At 65.6% G+C, this 18,891-nt stretch carries 23 protein-coding genes; 14 read left to right on the plus strand and 9 right to left on the minus strand.

Going from position 1 to position 18,891, the window contains the following annotated elements; translation table 11 throughout:
• Positions 1–32: 32 nt before the first annotated feature.
• Positions 33–1,496, plus strand: coding sequence for a cysteine--tRNA ligase (cysS, locus tag LO787_RS15855; protein ID WP_232491968.1), 1,464 nt, complete (start codon positions 33–35; stop codon positions 1,494–1,496).
• A 111-nt stretch (positions 1,497–1,607) separates the two neighbouring features.
• Here cysS and LO787_RS15860 read toward each other — a convergent pair whose 3' ends face one another.
• Positions 1,608–1,907, minus strand: coding sequence for a hypothetical protein (locus LO787_RS15860; protein WP_232491969.1), 300 nt, complete (start codon positions 1,905–1,907; stop codon positions 1,608–1,610).
• Positions 1,865–2,290 (minus strand): hypothetical protein, encoded by a 426-nt coding sequence (locus LO787_RS15865; RefSeq protein ID WP_232491970.1) that lies wholly within the window; start codon positions 2,288–2,290, stop codon positions 1,865–1,867. The genes LO787_RS15860 and LO787_RS15865 overlap by 43 nt, the downstream gene beginning before the upstream one ends.
• A 96-nt stretch (positions 2,291–2,386) precedes the next feature.
• Here LO787_RS15865 and LO787_RS15870 point away from each other — a divergent pair, with 96 nt between their 5' ends.
• Positions 2,387–3,325 (plus strand): D-2-hydroxyacid dehydrogenase, encoded by a 939-nt coding sequence (locus tag LO787_RS15870; RefSeq protein ID WP_232491971.1) that lies wholly within the window; start codon positions 2,387–2,389, stop codon positions 3,323–3,325.
• Positions 3,326–3,471: 146 nt separating this feature from the next.
• The gene (locus LO787_RS15875) at positions 3,472–5,145 is read left to right on the plus strand and encodes an acetolactate synthase large subunit (protein WP_232491972.1); all 1,674 of its coding nucleotides are present in this window, start codon (positions 3,472–3,474) and stop codon (positions 5,143–5,145) included.
• A 48-nt stretch (positions 5,146–5,193) separates the two neighbouring features.
• Here the strand turns inward: LO787_RS15875 and LO787_RS15880 are convergent, their stop codons facing one another.
• Both LO787_RS15880 and LO787_RS15885 read right to left on the minus strand, forming a co-directional pair.
• On the minus strand, positions 5,194–5,598 hold the full coding sequence (locus LO787_RS15880) for a hypothetical protein (protein ID WP_232491973.1): 405 nt from the start codon (positions 5,596–5,598) through the stop codon (positions 5,194–5,196).
• On the minus strand, positions 5,588–5,788 hold the full coding sequence (locus LO787_RS15885; protein ID WP_232491974.1) for a hypothetical protein: 201 nt from the start codon (positions 5,786–5,788) through the stop codon (positions 5,588–5,590). The genes LO787_RS15880 and LO787_RS15885 overlap by 11 nt, the downstream gene beginning before the upstream one ends.
• Positions 5,789–5,891: 103 nt before the next feature.
• Here LO787_RS15885 and LO787_RS15890 point away from each other — a divergent pair, with 103 nt between their 5' ends.
• Complete coding sequence (locus LO787_RS15890) at positions 5,892–6,542, plus strand: S24 family peptidase (RefSeq protein WP_232491975.1); 651 nt, start codon at positions 5,892–5,894, stop codon at positions 6,540–6,542.
• A 50-nt stretch (positions 6,543–6,592) separates the two neighbouring features.
• A complete protein-coding gene (locus LO787_RS15895) occupies positions 6,593–7,279 on the plus strand; it encodes an MBL fold metallo-hydrolase (RefSeq protein WP_232491976.1) in 687 nt (228 codons plus the stop codon).
• Between the two features lie 7 nt (positions 7,280–7,286).
• Here LO787_RS15895 and LO787_RS15900 read toward each other — a convergent pair whose 3' ends face one another.
• Entirely contained in the window at positions 7,287–7,679 is a 393-nt protein-coding gene (locus LO787_RS15900) for an MAPEG family protein (protein WP_232491977.1), read from the minus strand.
• A gap of 160 nt (positions 7,680–7,839) precedes the next feature.
• Here LO787_RS15900 and rpmF point away from each other — a divergent pair, with 160 nt between their 5' ends.
• The 5 genes from rpmF to LO787_RS15925 all read left to right on the plus strand — a co-directional run bounded on the left by rpmF (position 7,840) and on the right by LO787_RS15925 (position 10,972).
• Positions 7,840–8,019 carry a 50S ribosomal protein L32 gene (rpmF, locus tag LO787_RS15905; RefSeq protein ID WP_232496339.1) on the plus strand — a complete coding sequence of 60 codons (180 nt, stop codon included), beginning with the start codon at positions 7,840–7,842 and terminating at the stop codon, positions 8,017–8,019.
• 36 nt (positions 8,020–8,055) lie between these two features.
• Positions 8,056–9,120 (plus strand): phosphate acyltransferase PlsX, encoded by a 1,065-nt coding sequence (gene plsX / locus LO787_RS15910; RefSeq protein ID WP_232491978.1) that lies wholly within the window; start codon positions 8,056–8,058, stop codon positions 9,118–9,120.
• The gene (locus tag LO787_RS15915) at positions 9,120–10,091 is read left to right on the plus strand and encodes a beta-ketoacyl-ACP synthase III (RefSeq protein ID WP_276574165.1); all 972 of its coding nucleotides are present in this window, start codon (positions 9,120–9,122) and stop codon (positions 10,089–10,091) included. Before plsX ends, LO787_RS15915 begins: the two co-directional genes overlap by 1 nt.
• A 109-nt stretch (positions 10,092–10,200) precedes the next feature.
• Positions 10,201–10,497, plus strand: a complete 297-nt coding sequence (locus tag LO787_RS15920) for an integration host factor subunit alpha (RefSeq protein WP_232496341.1) — start codon at positions 10,201–10,203, stop codon at positions 10,495–10,497.
• Between the two features lie 28 nt (positions 10,498–10,525).
• Positions 10,526–10,972, plus strand: coding sequence for a MerR family transcriptional regulator (locus tag LO787_RS15925; RefSeq protein WP_232491979.1), 447 nt, complete (start codon positions 10,526–10,528; stop codon positions 10,970–10,972).
• An 18-nt stretch (positions 10,973–10,990) separates the two neighbouring features.
• Here LO787_RS15925 and LO787_RS15930 read toward each other — a convergent pair whose 3' ends face one another.
• Genes LO787_RS15930 through LO787_RS15945 form a run of 4 tightly spaced genes read right to left on the minus strand, consistent with a single transcriptional unit; the run spans position 10,991 to position 13,745 of the window.
• A complete protein-coding gene (locus LO787_RS15930; protein ID WP_232491980.1) occupies positions 10,991–11,767 on the minus strand; it encodes a hydrolase 1, exosortase A system-associated in 777 nt (258 codons plus the stop codon).
• A complete protein-coding gene (locus LO787_RS15935; protein WP_232491981.1) occupies positions 11,764–12,438 on the minus strand; it encodes an alpha/beta hydrolase family protein in 675 nt (224 codons plus the stop codon). The genes LO787_RS15930 and LO787_RS15935 overlap by 4 nt, the downstream gene beginning before the upstream one ends.
• Positions 12,438–12,698 carry an acyl carrier protein gene (locus tag LO787_RS15940; protein ID WP_232491982.1) on the minus strand — a complete coding sequence of 87 codons (261 nt, stop codon included), beginning with the start codon at positions 12,696–12,698 and terminating at the stop codon, positions 12,438–12,440. The genes LO787_RS15935 and LO787_RS15940 overlap by 1 nt, the downstream gene beginning before the upstream one ends.
• A 36-nt stretch (positions 12,699–12,734) precedes the next feature.
• Entirely contained in the window at positions 12,735–13,745 is a 1,011-nt protein-coding gene (locus LO787_RS15945; protein WP_420847759.1) for a GNAT family N-acetyltransferase, read from the minus strand.
• A 37-nt stretch (positions 13,746–13,782) separates the two neighbouring features.
• On the opposite strand from LO787_RS15945, the gene LO787_RS15950 reads away from it, so the two are divergent.
• The 4 genes from LO787_RS15950 (at position 13,783) to LO787_RS15965 (ending at position 18,886) form a co-directional block, all read left to right on the plus strand.
• Positions 13,783–15,318 (plus strand): acyl-CoA ligase (AMP-forming), exosortase A system-associated, encoded by a 1,536-nt coding sequence (locus LO787_RS15950; protein ID WP_232491984.1) that lies wholly within the window; start codon positions 13,783–13,785, stop codon positions 15,316–15,318.
• Positions 15,315–16,541 carry a pyridoxal-dependent decarboxylase, exosortase A system-associated gene (locus LO787_RS15955; protein WP_232491985.1) on the plus strand — a complete coding sequence of 409 codons (1,227 nt, stop codon included), beginning with the start codon at positions 15,315–15,317 and terminating at the stop codon, positions 16,539–16,541. Before LO787_RS15950 ends, LO787_RS15955 begins: the two co-directional genes overlap by 4 nt.
• 175 nt (positions 16,542–16,716) lie before the next feature.
• Positions 16,717–17,361, plus strand: coding sequence for an XrtA/PEP-CTERM system exopolysaccharide export protein (locus LO787_RS15960; protein WP_232491986.1), 645 nt, complete (start codon positions 16,717–16,719; stop codon positions 17,359–17,361).
• Between the two features lies 1 nt (position 17,362).
• The gene (locus LO787_RS15965) at positions 17,363–18,886 is read left to right on the plus strand and encodes an XrtA system polysaccharide chain length determinant (RefSeq protein WP_232491987.1); all 1,524 of its coding nucleotides are present in this window, start codon (positions 17,363–17,365) and stop codon (positions 18,884–18,886) included.
• Positions 18,887–18,891 lie beyond the last annotated feature (5 nt).

Below are 18,891 nucleotides of genomic sequence, written 5' to 3' on the forward strand. Positions count from 1 at the left end.
ACTGCGCCCGTCTCCTGCCTAATGCCCGCGTCATGACCGACGCACCCCAACTCACGCTGTTCAACAGCCTGACTCGCAAGCTAGAAGCGTTCGAGCCCGTCCATGCTGGTGAGGCGCGTGTCTATACCTGTGGGCCGACGGTCTACAACTATCCCCACATCGGCAACATGCGCGCCTATGTCTTCGCGGACGTGCTGGGCCGGACGCTGAGCCACAAGGGGTACAAGCTCACTCACGTCATCAACATCACCGACGTCGGCCACCTGACCGACGACGCTGATGCCGGAGAGGACAAGATGGAGAAGATGGCACGCGCTCAGGCGCAGTCCATCTGGGACATCGCGGAGCATTATACGCAGGCCTACTGGGCCGATATCGCGGCGCTCAACATCCGCCAGCCCGCGAAGTGGTCGATCGCCACGGACTACGTGCCACAGATGATCGAATTTGCCGAGAAGATAGCTCCAAATCACTGTTATGAATTGGAAAGCGGCCTCTACTTCGACGTTTCCACGGTTGCCGATTACGGTCGCCTTGCGCGTGCCGTGACCGAGGAAGGCGAGGGCCGCATCGAGGCCGTGGACGGCAAGCGCAACGCCGCCGACTTCGCGATCTGGCGCAAGACGCCTGCGGGCGAGAAGCGGCAGATGGAGTGGGATTCTCCTTGGGGTCGCGGCGCGCCGGGCTGGCATCTCGAATGCTCGGTGATGAGCGGCGACCTGCTCGGCTTCCCGTTCGACATCCACACCGGCGGCATCGACCACCGCGAGATCCATCATCCGAACGAGATCGCCCAGAACCAGGCGTTCTGCTGCAAGCCAGAAGACTCTTGCAGCCTCGACGTGCCCGTAAATTCGGGTGCCAAGGTATGGATGCACAACAATTTTCTTGTCGAGCGCTCAGGCAAGATGAGCAAGTCGTCGGGTGAATTCCTGCGGCTGCAACTGCTCATCGACAAGGGCTACCATCCGCTCGGCTACCGCATGATGTGCCTTCAGGCGCATTACCGCAGCGAGCTTGAGTTCTCGTGGGAAGGACTGGCGGCGGCGCTCGTGCGCCTGAAGCGCATGATCATCGTGGCCGAACGGCTTGCCGATGCCGAGGCGGGCGATGCTTTCCACCCCAAGCTCGCGCCGATGCTCGAAACTTTCGAGAAGGCGATCGGCGAAGATCTCAATACCGCCGTTGCGCTGACCGCGCTGGAGGATGTGCTGGCGGCCAAGAAGGTCGATGCCTCGGCCAAGCGCACCGTCGTCGAGAAGATGGACGCTGTGCTCGGCCTCGACCTGTTCGGCACCGGCCGCGCCGATCTGCGCCTGCGTCCCAAGACCGCCGAGATCACCGAAGCGGAGATCGAGGACGTGCTCACCCGCCGCAAGCAGGCCCGCGCCGACAAGGACTTCGCCACCTCCGACGCGCTGCGCGACGAACTTGCGGCGAAGGGCGTCGAGGCGATGGACGGCGACCCGCTTGGCTGGGAGTGGAGGCTAGGCTGAACCTCCATTTTCTTCGTCATTGCGAGCGCAGCGAAGCAATCCACGGCTAGGCCGTCACGCTGGATTGCTTCGCTGCGCTCGCAATGACGATGGAAAGTTATCTGCGAGGGCCTACCGCTTCGGCACCACGACCAGCTTGTAGGGCATGTAGAGCAGCACTTCCGACAGCCCCGCGCGCGCCCATTCGACCGGGCGGCTGAGGCCTTCTATCTCGACGCCGTAGTCCGGGCCGACGCGCGAGGCCATCTCCCGCGCATCCTTGGCGATCGCCTCGGCCACTGCGCCGCGATACTGGTCGGGCGCGACTACTGACAGCGTCAGGTCGCCGGTTTCGTTCATCAGCGCGCGGCCAACCGGCTTCACCGATTTCACGAAGGCGGTGATCGCGGTCTGCGCGCCTTGCGCGTCCATGCCGCCGGCCAGCGCGACTTTGGCGAGGAACGTGGTGCGCTGGCTGTCGGGCCGACTTCGCCGCCCAGCGTCAGTTCGCGATAGTTGGCAAGCGTCAGCGGCTGCAGGGTGCGCTCGCCATAAGCAAGCTGAACGCCCGATTTCGGCGCGGCGGCGATGGCGCTGCGGATCATGTCGTAGATCTCGCCCTCGCGCTGGGCCTTGTCGCGGGTATCACCCGAGACGGCGACCTCGACGACGGCGAAGTCCGCCTTGCGGCGCAGGCCCACGGCGGGCATGTCGGCGCTGTAGTCGTCCGCCTCGCGGCGCATGGCGGTGACGATAACCTCGCCGAGACCTTCGTCCTGGCCCCATGCGGGCGCGATGCTGCCGATCGTCGCCAAAACGACAAATATCGATGCGAATCCTGCTCTTGCCATCCCGATCCTCCCTGTCAGAACTTCCCCATTTCCTTTCTTGCCGATTTCCGGAGCCCGTCAATGACCGTCGCCGTTCTCAATGCCAACTCGCGCCCGTGGATCGAGGGCAAGCTGCCCGAAGGGGTGGAGCCGCTGTGGTTCGAGGATGCCGATGAACTGATGGAGATCGCCCCGCGCGCCGAGGTGGCCTGGCTCGACATGATCGCGCCGCCGAGCGCGAAGGAGGCGATCCCGCTGATGTCCGGGCTCAAGTGGTACAGCGCGATGTCGTCGGGCGTGGACTGGCTGCCGCTCGACACTTTCCGCGAGCGGGGCGTGCGCCTGACCAACGGCGCGGGCATCCATGCGCAGACCGTTTCGGAATACGCGGTCATGGGCATGCTGACGATGGCGAAGGGCTGGCGCGAGGTCGTGCGCGCGCAGGACCGGCACGAATGGCTCACGCAGCCACCGGGCAAGCGCGAACTGCTCGGTTCCGAAGTGCTGGTGATCGGCGCGGGCGAGATCGGCGCGCGCATCGCGGAGATCCTGCGCGTGTTCGGGGCGAACGTGACCAGCGCGCGGCGGCGCCCGGGGCCGGGGGAACTTGGGCAGGATCAGTGGCAGGGTGCCCTCGGCCGGTTCGACTGGGTGATCCTGATCGTGCCTTCGACGCCGCAGACCACCGGCATGTTCGGGGCGGACCAGTTCGCGGCGATGAAGCCGGGCGCGACGCTGCTCAACTTCGCGCGCGGCACGGTGATCGATCAGGACGCACTGCTTGCCGCCATCGATTCGGGCCATCTGGGCGGCGCGTTCCTCGACGTGACGACGCCCGAGCCGCTGCCTTCGGACCATCCGCTGTGGTCGCGCGAGAACGTGCATATCTCGATGCACCTGTCGGGTCGGGCGCAGGACGCGCTGTTCGCGCGCGGATCGGCGCGGTTCCTCGACAACCTCGGTCGCTACCAGCGGGGCGAGGAACTGGCGCACCAGGTCGATCTTTCGGTCGGTTACTAGCTCTGCTTGGCCGCACCTGATATTTTCTTCGGATGGGCTGGCCGATTTATCAGGGACGACCCTGAGTCAAATCGCGTATCAGCCTCGATCAAGACGGCCGGACATTGAGGGACCGGCTGACAAGAACGAGTGGGGATAAGCGGATCATGGCTGAGAGCGACAAGCGCAAGGCGTCGGACCTGTTCATCGAATGTCTGGAGCAGGAAGGGGTCGAGTACATCTTCGGCGTTCCCGGCGAGGAGAACCTCGATTTCCTCGATTCGCTGTCGCGCTCGAAACAGATCAGGCTGATTCTGACGCGGCATGAGCAGGGCGCGGGCTTCATGGCGGCGACCTATGGCCGCCATACCGGCAAGGCGGGCGTGTGCCTTTCGACGCTGGGGCCGGGCGCGACGAACTTCGTCACCGCCGCCGCCTATGCGACGCTGGGCGGCATGCCGATGTTGATGATTACCGGCCAGAAGCCGATCAAGAAGTCGAAGCAGGGACGCTTCCAGATCCTCGACGTCGTCTCGATGATGCAGCCGATCACCAAGTATGCGCACCAGATGGCGTCTTCGGACAACATCCCGAGCCGCGTGCGCGAGGCGTTCCGCATCGCCGAGGAGGAAAAGCCCGGCGCCACGCATATCGAACTGCCCGAGGATATCGCCGACGAACACACCGATTCGCGCCCTGTGCCGCGCTCGATCGTGCGTCGTCCGACGGCGGACGTGAAGTCGATCGTGCAGGCGGTCGACGCGCTGCAGACGGCGAAGCGGCCGCTCCTCGTGATCGGTGCGGGCGCGAACCGCAAGATGACAAGCAAGATGCTGGGCGAGTTCGTCGAGAAGACCGGCATCCCGTTCCTGACGACGCAGCTCGGCAAGGGCGTGATCGACGAGCGGCACCCGATGTTCCTCGGCTGCGCGGCGCTATCTGCGGGCGATTTTGTCCACCGCGCTATCGAGGATGCCGACTGCATCGTCAACATCGGCCATGACGTGATCGAGAAGCCGCCGTTCTTCATGCACAACGACGGCACGCGCGATGATCGCAAGGTCATCCACGTCTCGACCAAGACGGCCGAGGTGGATCCGGTCTACTTCCCGCATATCGAGGTGATCGGCGATATCGCCAACGCCGTGTGGCAGATCAAGGAGGCGATCACCCCGTCGCCCAAGTGGAACTTCGACGCGATGCTGCGCTACCGCGCCGCCGAGGTCGAGCACACCGACAAGCTGGCATCGGACGAACGCTTCCCGATCTTCCCGCCGCATGCCGTGAAGCAGGTGCGCGATGCGCTGCCCGACGATGCGATCGTCTGCCTCGACAACGGCGTCTACAAGCTGTGGTTCGCCCGTGGCTACTGTGCGACCAAGTCGAACACGGTGCTGCTCGACAATGCGCTGGCGACGATGGGGGCGGGGCTGCCGTCGGCGATGGCGAGCGCGATGGTCTATCCCGATCGCAAGGTGCTCGCGGTCTGCGGCGACGGCGGGTTCATGATGAACAGTCAGGAGATGGAGACGGCCGTGCGCCTCGGCCTGAACCTGACAGTGCTGATCCTGAACGACAATGCCTATGGCATGATCCGCTGGAAGCAGGCCAACATGGGCTTCGCGGACTTCGGGCTGAACTACGGCAACCCGGATTTCGTGCAGTACGCGCAGAGCTATGGCGCGAACGGCTATCGGGTGGAGAGTTCGGCGCATCTCAAGGAACTGCTCGCGCATTGTCGTGATACGCCGGGCGTTCACCTGATCGACTGCCCGGTCGACTATTCCGAGAACGACCGCATCCTCAACACCGAGATCAAGGAACTGTCGCGGGCGCTCTGAGCGCTCGCCATGCGTCGTCCCGGAGTAAATCCGGGACGACGCGGTCCTTCAGCAGTCTTCGAGTACCAGCAGTTCCACCTCGACCGTCATGTACGGCGGGCCCTGCCGATGCTCGACCGCCACGATCGCCGCATCGGCGACGAGGTGGCGCGGCACGCTGAATTCGTGATCGGGGAGCGCGGCGATGAAAGTCTCCCCGTGCGCGATCGCCTGCGCGCCTTCAAAGGCGAGAACGATGGTGTGACGCGCGCCGGTGAACGTGGCGCTCGCCCAGGCACGCTCGCCGTGCTGGACAAACTCCACACCCGGACCTGCGAGTTGCATGACTTCGGAAAGCAGGCGCAGCCACGGCCCGCGCGTGGCCGATGCAAAGCGCATGGGGGCGGCAAGCGGGGCCGTGACAGGGGCGGAGGCGAAAGGCTGGCGGGCTTCGCGGACCAGATCAGTGTGCATGGCGGTTCTCCATCGCGCCGGTGAGGTAGGCATTCATGAAATTTTCGACCCGCGTGGCCGTCTTGTCGCGCGGGACGCGGCCGTTGCGCAGGTCACCCACGAAGCGGGGATCGTGAGCGGCAAGGCGGCCGAACTTGGTACGGGGCATGGCGGTTTGGCGTAGGAAGCGCTCGATTTCGCGTAGCAGCATCCGGTGTGGTCCTTTCCCTATCTGGATTCGCCCTTTCGTTCTCTTTATGTTCACATCATGACCCCACTTGTCTAGGAAAAATCCTACGACTATGGATTACAAGATGGACATCGACCCGATCCGCCTCCGTTTGCTCGAACTTGCCGAGGGCAGGGGCGTGAGCCTTGCGAAACTGTCGCAGATGATCGGGAAAAACCCGAGTTATCTTCAACAGTTTGTGCGAAAAGGCAGCCCTCGCAAGCTGGAGGAGCAGGACCGGGGAATGCTCTCCCGGTTCTTCGGCGTGCCCGAATCGGAACTGGGACGATCGAAAGAAAAATCCTACATATCGAAGGAATATGAGCGGCGCAGGGACTGGCACGACGTTCCCCGCCTCGCCATCGGTGCTTCGGCAGGGCCCGGTGCACGCTCGGACGACGAATCGGCGTTCGATACCATCCGTTTCTCGGCTCGCTGGCTGCGCAGCCTCGGACTCCAGCCGGATGGTCTCTCGATCATCGTCGTGACTGGCGATTCGATGGAGCCGACACTGCGGGATGGGGACGAGATTCTCGTGGACCGTGGCGCACGGGCGCCGCGCGACGGCATCCATGTGGTGCGCCTTGGTGAAACCCTGCTGGTCAAGCGACTGGATACGTCACGGCCCGGCCTGCTCGTCCTCATCAGCGACAACGCCGCCTATCCGCCCGCCGAGTGCGCCGTCGATGAAGTCGATGTCGTGGGGCGTGTCGTGTGGAAGGGCGGGCGGATCTGAGTCGGCCTGTCCGGTTGCATTGACGCGCTTCTGCGGCCATTTCCGTGGGCATGACGCAAGGCACCGACAAGACTCAACCGACGCGCGTGGGCATCATCCCCGTGACGCCGCTCCAGCAGAACTGCTCGCTACTGTGGTGCACCGCCACGATGAAGGGTGCGCTTGTCGATCCCGGCGGAGACCTGCCCAAGCTGAAGCAGGCGCTGGAGAAGACCGGTGTCGAGCTGGAAAAGATTCTCGTCACCCATGGCCATCTGGATCACTGCGGGCAGGCGGGCGTGCTGGCCAAGGAACTCGGCGTGCCGATCGAGGGGCCACAGGAGGAGGACCGCTTCTGGATCGCGCAGCTCAATGACGACGGTCCGCGCTGGAACATGGAGGCCTATACCTTCGAGCCCGACCGCTGGCTGGAAGATGGCGACAAGGTCACTGTCGGCGAACTGGAACTCGATGTCGTCCACTGCCCCGGCCATACGCCGGGCCATGTCGTGTTCCACCATGCACCGAGCAAGTTCGCCATGGTCGGCGACGTGCTGTTCCAGAACGGCATCGGTCGCTGGGATTTCCCGCGCGGGAACCTCGAGGACTTGGTTCACTCGATCACCAGGAAGCTATGGCCGCTCGGTGATGACGTGACTTTCGTGCCGGGCCACGGGCCGGTGAGCACTTTCGGGCAAGAGCGCCGCACCAATCCCTACGTCAGCGACGAGGCGGTCAAGCGCGGGCTCCCGGCCTGAAGAGCGTTTAGAATCGGCCGAGCGCGATCAGTACTGCCATCGTCGCGAGGCTGAGAAGCGTGAGCACGCTGACAATGAATCCCACGGCGCGCAGCGGCGACTTCTCGGGCTTGTCCATGCCGATTCCGTGGGCGAGGCGGGCCAGCAGATAGAGCGCGCCGATGATCGACAGCCACTGGCCGCCCTTGCCGGACAGTTCGATCGCGGCGACCAGGATCAGCACGAAGGGCGCGCTCTCTCCATAGTTGGCCTGCGCGCGCATCCGGCGCAGGAGCAGCGGATTCTCCCCATCGCCGTGCCACACCTTCGCCGCCATGCGTGCCTTGCCGGTCCGCACTGCCAGCCAGAAGGCGAGCACGGCCGCAGCGGCGGAAAGGCTGAGCGTGGTCTGCAGAATCATGTATGTGTACTCCCGTTGGGGACGAGGTCATGGTCGAGGGAGTAACGGGTTGCAACTCGCGTCAAATCGGTTATAGGCGCGCCTTCGCAAGCCGCCGTGTCCCTTGACGGTCACCGGCGGCCTTTTTGACAGAAACGTATTTGCAGGAACAGGTGCCGAGATGGCTGTCCCTAAAAGAAAGACCACCCCCTCCCGCCGGGGCATGCGCCGCAGCCATGACGCGCTGAAGGTTGAAGCATTCCATGAATGCGGCAACTGCGGTGAACTGAAGCGCCCGCACAACCTGTGCAATGCTTGCGGCCACTACAATGGTCGTGAAATCGTCGCGGTCGAAGTCTAAGACTTAGATCTCAAGACGTATTTCGGAGAGAGCCCCATGAGCTTGCCGCGTATCGCCATTGACGCGATGGGCGGCGACGAGGGCGTGCGCGTCATGATCGAAGGCGCCGCGCTTGCGCGCCGCCGTCATGACCGCTTCAAGTTCCTGCTCGTGGGTGACGAGGTGCGGATCAAGTCCGCGCTCGAGAATCACCCGAACCTGCGGGCGAGCTCCGAAATCCTGCACACCGATGGCGTCATCAGTGGCGAGGACAAGCCGGGTCAGGCTCTGCGTCGCGCCAAGGGGACGTCCATGGGGCGCGCCATTGAGGCGGTGAAGCTCGGCCATGCCGGCGCTGCGGTCAGCGGTGGCAATACCGGCGCGCTGATGGCGATCTCCAAGCTGACGCTGCGCACGATGCCCGGCATCGATCGTCCTGCCTTGGCGGCTCTGCTGCCGACGCTGGGCGACAATGACGTCATCATGCTCGATCTCGGCGCCAATACCGAGTGCGACAGCCGCAACCTGGTCCAGTTCGCGATCATGGGTGCTGCCTATTCGCGCGTCGCGACGGGGCGTTCGGAGCCGCGCGTCCGCCTGCTCAACATCGGCACCGAAGAGACCAAGGGCACCGAGGAACTGCGCGATGCAGCCGCCGTGCTCAAGGGCGCGGCCGAGAATCTCGCGATGTCCTTCGATGGCTTCACCGAGGCGGACAAGATCTGCCGCGGCGATGTCGATGTCGTCGTGACCGACGGTTTCACCGGCAATGTCGCCTTGAAGGCGGTGGAAGGCACGGCGCGTTTCGTGGCCGACCTGCTGCGCCGCGGCTTCAGCAGTTCCTTGCGCTCGAAGATCGGTTTCCTGATCTCGAAGCCGGCGACCGACCTGCTCAAGCACCATCTCGACCCGAACAATCACAATGGCGCGGTCTTCCTGGGCCTCAACGGCATTGTCGTGAAGAGCCACGGCAGCGCCAATGCTGCAGGCGTGGCCAATGCCGTGGCGGTCACCGCCCGGCTGCTGGAGGAAAACGTGACCGAGCGCATCTCTGCCGACCTTGCCCGCCTGGGAGGGTCGACCTGGCGCATGCCCAAGAGCGTACAGGAAGAGCGCGCCTGATGATTCGTTCGGTACTGATCGGAACCGGCTCCGCGTTGCCGCGCACGGCCGTCAGCAACGCCGAACTCGCCGAGCGCGTCGATACCAGCGACGAATGGATCGTCGAGCGTACCGGCATCACCAACCGCTACATCGCGCAGGACGACGAGACGACCTCCAGCCTCGCCACCGATGCTGCGCGTCGCGCGATCGAAGCCGCGGGCATCGAGGCCTCGTCGATCGACCTCATCGTGCTCGCCACCGCGACGCCCGACCAGACCTTCCCCGCCAGCGCGACGATCGTCCAGAGCAACCTCGGCTGCCGTCCGGGCGGCATCGCCTTCGACGTCGCCGCCGTCTGCTCGGGCTTCCTCTACGCTGTCGGAGTCGCCGACTCGATGCTGCGCACCGGCATGGCCAAGCGTGCGCTGGTGATCGGTTCGGAGACGTTCAGCCGCATCCTCGACTGGGAAGACCGCACGACCTGCGTGCTTTTTGGCGACGGGGCGGGCGCCATCGTGCTCGAGGCGCAGGAACAGGTGGGTGAAACGCAGAGGGGAATCCTCGCGAGCCGCCTCCACGCCGATGGCGCGCACAACCAGTTGCTGTTCGTGGACGGCGGTCCGTCGACCACCGGTTCGGTTGGCAAGCTGCGCATGAAGGGCCGCGAAGTCTTCCGCCACGCGGTCGTGAACCTCGCCGAAGTTCTGCGCGAAGTGCTTGAAGAAGCAGGACTTTCGAACTCCGATATCGACTGGCTGGTGCCGCACCAGGCCAATGCGCGCATCCTCGATGCGACGGCGAAGAAGCTCAACCTGCCGCCCGAAAAGGTGGTCGTGACGGTGGACCGGCACGCCAATACCTCCGCAGCATCGGTGCCGCTGGCGCTCGACGTCGCAGTGCGCGACGGGCGCATCAAACAGGGCGATCTGGTGGTTCTGGAGGCGATGGGTGGCGGTTTTACGTGGGGTGCGAGCCTCATTCGCATCTGACCACTAACTCCTTTGGGGGAGTTGCGTTCAATATTGGACGCACCGTTGATTTCTTCTCTGTTTCTAATATTATGCATCCCGATCGGCGCACTATGGGGATGCGGGCTTGATGCGCTCTACGGATACTTTGACCAGGGCCGAAATTGCAGAGGCCATTCATCGCAAGCTGGGCATATCCCGTGCGGAGTCGCTTGCCATGGTGGAAGCGATCCTGCAGCACATGTGCACGGCCCTCGGCGATGGCGAGAACGTCAAGATTTCGGGCTTCGGCACTTTCCTGCTGCGTGACAAGGGAGAGCGGATTGGCCGCAATCCCAAGACCGGCGTTGAGGTTCCGATCACCCCCCGTCGCGTCATGACCTTTCGTGCCAGCCAGATGCTGAAGGACCGTATCGCCGAGGATTGACGGAAAAACCGTCGCGATAGAGGCAGGTATGGACGATACAGTAACTGGCGAGGCGCACGACGCCTCACTTTTCGACAATGGCCGGTTCCTGGCGGCGACGCCTTTCGATGACGGCAAGGATCCGCAGGCACTGCGGACCATCGGCGAAGTCGCGAAGGCGCTCGGCATCCGTCCGCATGTGCTGCGCTACTGGGAAGAGCAGTTTCCTTCGCTCCAGCCGATCAAGCGCAGCGGCAATCGTCGCTACTATCGTCCCGAGGACATCGCGCTGATCGTCGACATCGACCGCCTCGTACACCGAGAAGGCTATACGCTGCGCGGTGCGGCCAAGGCGATCGACACAAAGTCGACTGGTGAAGTGCAAAGTAATTCGATTGCAGATGCAAATAATCCGGAAGGTATAATCCCGGATGATTTCTTCCGCAGACTTTCCGCCATCCGGGGCGAGCTTGCTGCGGCGCTCGAAAGGGCCTGACGGCCAGCCTCCTCCCGGTTACGTTCGCAGCATCTCGAGAACCTGCTCCACCAGCCATTCCTGAGCGGGCGGTTCCACATAGCTGTGGCTGGCGTCGGCGCATGTCCTGACCCGTTGGTCCGCCTTGTCCCAATGCGACAGGAACGCGAGGCCGGTGCGGTCGCGCCCGGCGACTAGGAACCGGATCGCCCCTTCGAATCCGGCGATCCCCTGAGCGATTTCGGCGGCAAGACCGTCCGGCGCGGCGGGCTTCGGACGCAAGGCAGCAGCGAGGCTGCGCGCAAGCTTGAGCAGCGATACCTTCCCGGTCAGCAACCGCCGGATCGCAGCAGGATCGGCCAGTCGCCGCCGGTAGTGATCGCGTACCACCTCGGCGGGAGCCTCTGCCGCTTCGTCCTCGATGGTCCATGGGTTGGACAGCACCAACGCATCGAGCCCGGCGCCCTTCGCGAGCATCAGCGCGCTGGCCGCGTCGCAATTGCCGAGGCCGACCACGCGCCTCACTTGCGGGCACCGCGCCAGCAGGGCGTCCCGGGCCGCCGCGATGTCCTGCGCGCTGGAGCGGAAGCCGCCGTTCGAGCCTTCGCTGTCACCGATGCCGCGACGGTCGAAGCGGAGCACGGGAAAGCCCTGCGCGGCGATGCGGGCGGCGAATCGCGCCTGCCCGTTCCATGCACCGGCACGCACCTCGTTGCCGCCCGATACCAGGAGCAGTGCGGTCTGGCCGGGCGCATCGTCCAGCGTGCCTACGAGGCGTGCGCTCTCGCACGGGAAGATGAGTTGTTCCCGGCTCACGCGCCAAGCCTTTTGACGATTTCGGCGGCGAGGGCGTCGGCCTGCACAGGGTTCTCGTCGGGTTCGGCGCGCAGCCACAAGCCGCTGCCGCCGACCTCGTCCTGAGTGATAGCCACAGCAGTCGCATGGGGCGTCATCGGTTCGAAGTGGCGATAGAAATCCGCGCCGAGATCGTAGCCTGCGAGCGTGATGCCCCGCAGAACGGCCTCTTCCGCCAATGCCTCCCGGTTCTCGTCTCGGCCCGCCTCGCGCGATGAGAGGATGCGGGCGCGCAGCATCTGGCGCAGGATCGCGACGGCCTTGACCGGGGCGTAGTGAAACGCGCGAAGGTGCGCGGGTGTGAACAGGCAGCCGCCACGGATGCCCAGAACATGCGTTGCCGCGAAGTGGCGGGAGGCGGCGGTCATGGCGTCGAGCCAGTCGGTCGGATCCTGCGCGTCGAGCGCCTGAAGGCTCTCGTTGCAGCCGGGAAGATCGGGCAGGACGCTGTCGATACCGGCATTGGCAAGCCGTCGCATGACTTCGACGGTGAAGCGGCGCAGCTTGTTGCCTTCGTCGAACAGGGCGGGGACGATCAGAAGCCGCCGCGCATGCCCTGTATCACTGACGAGCGCGTATTCCTCACTGGTTCCGCCGCCGGGAAGCGGGCAGGGCCAGCTCGCCGGGCGCATCAGTTGCCGCGCTTCGCCTCGACGAAGGCGAGCAGGCCGCCGTAGCTTTCCAGCATCTCGCCTTCGATCTCGTCATCCTCGATCATGATGTCGAGGCGGTCTTCGAGTTCGGTCAGGAGGCCTGCAACCGCCATCGAATCCAGTTCGGGCAGGTGGCCGAAAAGACCAGTGTCCGCATCGAACGCGTCGGCCTGCCCCGGCTTCAATCCGAGCACATCCGTCAGGATGCGACGCAGCAGCAGGTCAGTATCGTCTGGCATGGCCCCTCGGCGTTCTGTCATTCTCAACGCGGGCCTCTAGCGTCGCTTCGCAGTTGCGGCAAGGGATCGCGCGCCGATCCTGGCGAGTTCTGGCCAATTGCGCAGGTCGAGGGGGCGGAACATGTCGAGGCGATAGCGCGGGCGCTGCTCCTCCATCCAGTCGCGTTTATAGGGATCATCGCCGGTGCCGAAATCGACGTGATCCACGCGATCCGTCTCGATCACATGGCGCATGAGTGCGGCGGTGAGCACGGAGCCCGGAGAGAGCGGCTTCGCGGCCTCGCGATGGGCGAGCTTGTGGATGAAGGCGGTGCCGCCCTCCACCGTCCACATCTGCGCGGCGATGGCGGGGCCTTGCGGATCGTCGGCTTGATGGGCGAGGGCGAGGCGCAGGCGGCCGGCTTCGCCCTCGGCCTCGGCGAAGGCGCGCAGGAATGCGGGGGAGCCTTCCTCGGGCTTCCAGCTTTCGGCGTAGATGGCCTCGTACTCGGCCCAGGCATCGGCATCGAAGCGGGTGAGGATGCGGGTCGCGACCTTGCCCGACTTGCGCTTGAGGGTCGTGCGCAGCTTGCCGGGGCGGGCGGCGAGGTAGGTTTCGTAATCGCGCCCGGAAACCGCGAGGAAGCGGTTCGTGTCACAGACCTCGCGGCGGACGAGCCAGCCCGCGGCGCGGAAGGCGGCCTCTGCGGTTGAGGCGCTGCCGTCCTCGTCAGGCAGGCCGTGGAGTGTAACCCGATGCGCTCTGCGCGCCAGATCGCGGGCGAGTGCTTCGAGCGGCGCGTCGCCACTCAGGAGCGGGCGGAAGCGGAAGGTGTACCAGTTGGACAGGGCCAAAAGGTGGCCGGAACGGCCGCTCAGGGGCAGCATGGCGGTGCCGATCTCCGTCCGCGCGACCGCCAGCAGCGGCTCTATTCCGCAATGCTTGGAAAGGCCCTGCCACCACTCCAGCCGATCGAACGGCGCACGGGCTTGCGCATCGGAGAGCAGCGCGGCAAGCGCCTCATCCGATTGCACTTCCTTAAGATCGGAGTGATATTCGATCTTCAATCCTGTCACGTCCCCCTCGCGGAGCCTTTCCTCAGATATGTCCGGCCCAGATTTGCCGATCCTGCCGCTCGACCATCTCGCGCTGCGCGGAGACGACGCTGATGCAGCGCTGACGCTGCGTAGCGGTGTCCTTAGCTGGAATGACTTAAGAGAGCGTGTCTCTCGGCTGGCGGCCTGGCTTGCCGCGGAAGTGCCGGACAAGGGCGCTCGCGTGGCCACCTGGGCGGCCAAGGGTGAGCTGACCTGCCTGATGCCATTGGCGGCTGCGCGGGCCGGACTGGTGCATGTTCCGGTCAATCCGCTGCTGAAACACGGGCAGGTTGCGCACATTCTGGCAGACAGCGGCGCGGTGGTACTGATCGGCACCGAGGCGCGCCTGAAGAGCCTTGAGGCGGCCGATACGCCCTCCGAGTGCCGCCTGATGACGGAAGACGCGGCGCTTGCGGCGGCCATCGAGTTCGACGGCACGATGGGCCCGTCGGAAGCCGATCCGGACGACCTCGCCGCGATCCTCTACACCAGCGGTTCGACCGGTCGTCCCAAGGGCGTCATGCTCAGCCATGCGAACATGTGGCTGGGGGCGGAGAGCGTCGCCGACTATCTCGGGCTGGCTGCGGACGACCGCACGCTGGCGGTGCTGCCGCTCTCGTTCGACTATGGCCAGAACCAGTTGTTCTCCACCTGGTTCGCGGGTGGGTGCGTGGTGCCGCTCGATTACCTGATGCCGCGCGATCTGGTGAAGGCGGTGGAGCGTCATGCGATCACCACGCTGGCGGCGGTGCCGCCACTGTGGGTGCAGGTCACCGAGATGGACTGGCCTGTCGAGACCGCGGCGCGGCTGCGGCGGCTGACCAACAGCGGCGGCGCGCTGACCGTGGATCTCGTCCGGAAACTGCGCGCGCTGTTCTCGCAGGCCCGGCTGTTCCCGATGTATGGACTGACCGAGGCGTTCCGCTCGACTTATCTGGACCCGTCGCTGGTCGATACGCACCCGACCTCTATGGGGCGCGAGATTCCCCATGCGGAAATCCTCATCATCAATGACCTGGGCGAAGTGGCTCAGGATGGAGAAGAAGGCGAACTCGTCCACTGCGGCCCGTTGGTGGCGCAGGGGTACTGGCGCGATGCGGAGCGCACGGCCGAGCGCTACAAGCCCGCGCCTGCGGCCTCGCGCTATGGTGGAATCGCGGTGTGGTCGGGCGACCGGGCCAAGCGCGATGCGGACGGCCTGCTCTATTTCGTTGGGCGCCGCGACGCGATGATAAAGAGCGCGGGCAACCGCATATCGCCGCAGGAGGTCGAGGAAGTCGCGCTCGCAACCGGCCTCGTCGCCGAAGCGGTGGCGCTGGGCGTGCCGGACGAGCGGCTGGGGCAGGCGGTCCACCTCGTCGTCCGCGCCGCTCCCGGAATCGAGGACGCGGCGGCGGAACTGCCGCGCAGGCTCATGCAGGACTTGCCGAATTTCATGCAACCCAAGGTCATTCACTGGCGCGAGGCCATGCCCGTCGGTCCCAACGGCAAGCTCGACCGGACGGGCCTTGCGGCCGAGATCGTCGCCGGAGCTTCGGCATGAAGCCGCTGGGTCCGATCCCGGCGGGCTACGATGCCGTCGACGGCGTGCTGGCGGTGGCGGGCCGCCCGGTGACGCATTGGGTCGAGCAGGCGGGGGCGACGCCGTTGTTCCTCTACAGCGCCGACCTCGTGCGCAGTCGCGTCGCGCAGCTGCGCGCCGCGCTGCCTAAGCGGGTGGCGCTGCATTATGCGGTGAAGGCCAACCCGTTCCCGCCGCTGCTTGAACTCATGGTCGGGCTGGTCGACGGGTTCGACATCGCATCGGGCGGCGAACTGGAGATCGTGCGCGGCGCGGGCCTGCCGCTCGGCAAGATCAGTTTCGCAGGGCCTGGCAAGCGCGATGCCGAACTGGAAGCGGCGATCCGCAGCGGGGTTACGCTTAACCTCGAATCGGAAGGGGAGGCCGCGCGCGCCATCGCCATCGGCGAGCAGTTGGGCATCACGCCGCGCCTCGCGATCCGGGTTAACCCCGATTTCGACCTCAAGGGCTCGGGCATGAAGATGGGCGGAGGGGCCAAGCCCTTCGGTGTCGATGCCGAGCGCGTGCCCGCGCTGGTGCGGCACGTCGTCGCCAGCGGGGCCGAGTGGCGCGGCTTCCATATCTTCGCGGGCAGCCAGGCGCTCGATGCCGAGGCCATCGCGGAGACGCAGGGGCAGGCGCTGGCGCTGGCCGCGCGGCTGGCAGAGGACAGCGGCGTGCCGCTGCCGCACTGCAATCTCGGTGGCGGGCTCGGTATTCCCTACTTCCCCGGCGACACGCCGCTCGACCTCGCGCTCGTCGGCGAGCGGCTGGCGACGCAGATGGACGCATTGCCCGATGGGCTTCGTGATACCGAATTCTGCATCGAGCTTGGCCGCTATCTCGTTGGCGAAGCAGGGATTTATCTGGCGCGCATCGTCGATCGCAAGATCAGCCACGGCGAGGTCTTCCTTGTCACCGACGGCGGACTGCATCACCAGCTTGCGGCCTCGGGCAACTTCGGCACGGTCGTGCGCCGCAACTATCCATCGGCCATCGCCACCCGCTTCGGTGCCGAGGTCGAGGAAGAAGCCTCGATCGTCGGGTGCCTCTGCACCCCGCTCGACAAGCTGGCCGACAAGGGCGGTTTCCCGCGTGCTGATGTCGGCGACCTGATCGTGGTGTTCTGCGCCGGGGCCTATGGCGCCAGCGCCAGCCCGGCCCATTTCCTCGGGCAGGGGCCGGCCATGGAAATGCTGGTCTGACCGTGCGTTAACACCCTCCACGCCTGCGTCCCGAATTGGGACCGGCGTGGAATTAGCCTTGCAAGGCTAACGCAATATTCACCGTTTGCACTGATACGGGGGCTGAATTTTCCCACCCCGATCCTGCGCGTCGTCCGCGCGGGAGCCGGGAGGGCGCAAGGACGAGGACGTTTTCATGCCGCACACTCCAGCCCGACTTCTGGCCGCAGCGACGCTCGCCAGCCTCGTCGTGACCGGATGCGGAGGCTCGTCCCGCCCCGCCAAGGAACTGCCGCCCGCATCCTTCGTGGCGATGCAGGAAGGCCCGGGCGAGGAATACGTGATCGGCCCGCTCGATCAGCTGACCGTCTTCGTCTGGCGCAACCCGGAACTGGGCGCGAAGGTGCAGGTCCGCCCCGACGGGCGCATCACCACCCCGCTCATCACCGACATGCCCGCCGTCGGCAAGACGCCCTCGATGCTAGCGGAGGACATCCGCCTCCAGCTTTCGCAGTACATCGAAGACCCGCTGGTCTCGGTGATCGTCGACGGGTTCTCCGGCACGTTCAGCCAGCAGATCCGTGTCGTTGGTGCGACCGAGAAGCCCGCCTCGATCCCCTATCGCGCGAACATGACCGTGCTCGACGCGATGATCGCGGTCGGCGGCCTGTCCGAATATGCCTCGGGCAACAGCGCGCGCCTGATCCGCTTCGACAAGGCGGCGGGCAAGCAGCAGGAATACAAGCTGCGCCTCGGCGATCTGCTCAAGAAGGGTGACAGCAAGGCCAACGTGATGCTCGCGCCTGGCGACGTCATCATCATTCCGGAGAGCATGTTCTAAGATGGATTCGCTCTACGAAGAACTGCTCGCCGGGCTGCACAGCATCTGGCACCGCCGCTGGATCGCGCTGGCCGCCGCCTGGGCGATCTGCCTTGCCGGTTGGCTGGTGGTGGCGCTGATCCCCAACAGCTACGAGTCGCGTGCGCGCATCTTCATCCAGCTCGACGACGCGCTGGCCGAGCAGGTGGGCATCGGCGTTGCCGACAAGAAGCGCGACATTGAGCGCATCCGCCAGACCCTGACCAGCGCGGTCAATCTGGAGAAGGTCGTCCGCTCGACCCGCCTCGGCGACACCATCGAGAGCCCCAAGGCGATGGAGGCCGCGGTTCTCAAGCTGGGCAAGAACGTTAAGGTCGTGAGCCAGGAGGACAACCTCTTCGAGATCACCGCGACCGCCAACGACAGTTCCTTCTCCGACGCCGAGAACGCCAAGCTGGCCCAGAGCGTCGCGCAGAAGCTGATCGACATCTTCCGCGAGGAGAACCTTTCCGGCAATCGCGGCGACATGGTCGAGACGCTGGAATTCGTGAACCAGCAGCTCAAGGCGCGCGAGCGCGAGCTGGAATCGGCCGAGACCAAGCGCACCGCCTTCGAGGCGCAGCATCCGGAGATGGCGCTCGGCGGCGCTGCCGTGGCGCAGCGTCTGGAAAGCGCGCGCTCGACCTCGCGCGATATCGACGCCGACCTTTCGGCGGCGCAGAGCGCGCTGGCGGCCATCGACGGCCAGCTTGCCGGCACTCCGCGCACGATCGCGGGCGGTGCTGCGGACGGCGGCGCGCAGTCCTCGCTGGCGCGCGCGCAGGCCGACCTTGCCTCGATGCGGGCACGCGGCCTGACCGAGAACCACCCCGACGTGATCGCGGCCAAGAACCAGATCGCGGCGCTGCGCGGTCCTGCCTCGCAGGAAGCGGCGACCGGCGGCGGCACGATCAACCCGGCCTATTCGTCGCTCCAGTCGATCCGCGCGGAGCGTCAGGCGAGCGTGCAGGCGCTGCAGTCGCGCAAGGCGGCGACGCAGTCGGACATCGCCCAGCTAACCGCCTCGGCGATCCAGGATCCCGAACTCGCGACCGAAGCCCAGCGCATAAACCGCGACTACGACGTGCTGCGCCAGCAGTATGACAAGCTCCTGCAGGACCGCGAGGAACTGCGTCTGCGCGGCGAAGTGCGGACCGAGCGCGAGGCCGTGAAGTTCGAGGTGGTCGATCCGCCGACGAGCCCGCGCGCTCCCGTCGCGCCGAACCGTCCGGTGCTGCTGCTGGGCGTGCTGATCGTGGGCTTTGCGGGCGGTTGCGCCGGTGCCTTCGCACTCAGCCGCGTGCGCTCCGTGTTCGCAACTACGGCCAAGCTGGAGAGCGTCACGGGCCTGCCGGTGCTCGGCGCGATCTCGCACAGCCTGACCGATGGCGCACGGGCGCTGCGGGCCAAGCGCCTGAAGTATTTCTACGCCGGGACCGCCGCGCTCTGCGGGCTGTTCGTGGTGCTGCTCGCCGCCGAGTTCATCCAGCGCGGCATGGTGGCGTGAGGGGG

The organism is Novosphingobium kaempferiae, from assembly GCF_021227995.1.
Lineage (GTDB): Bacteria > Pseudomonadota > Alphaproteobacteria > Sphingomonadales > Sphingomonadaceae > Novosphingobium > Novosphingobium kaempferiae.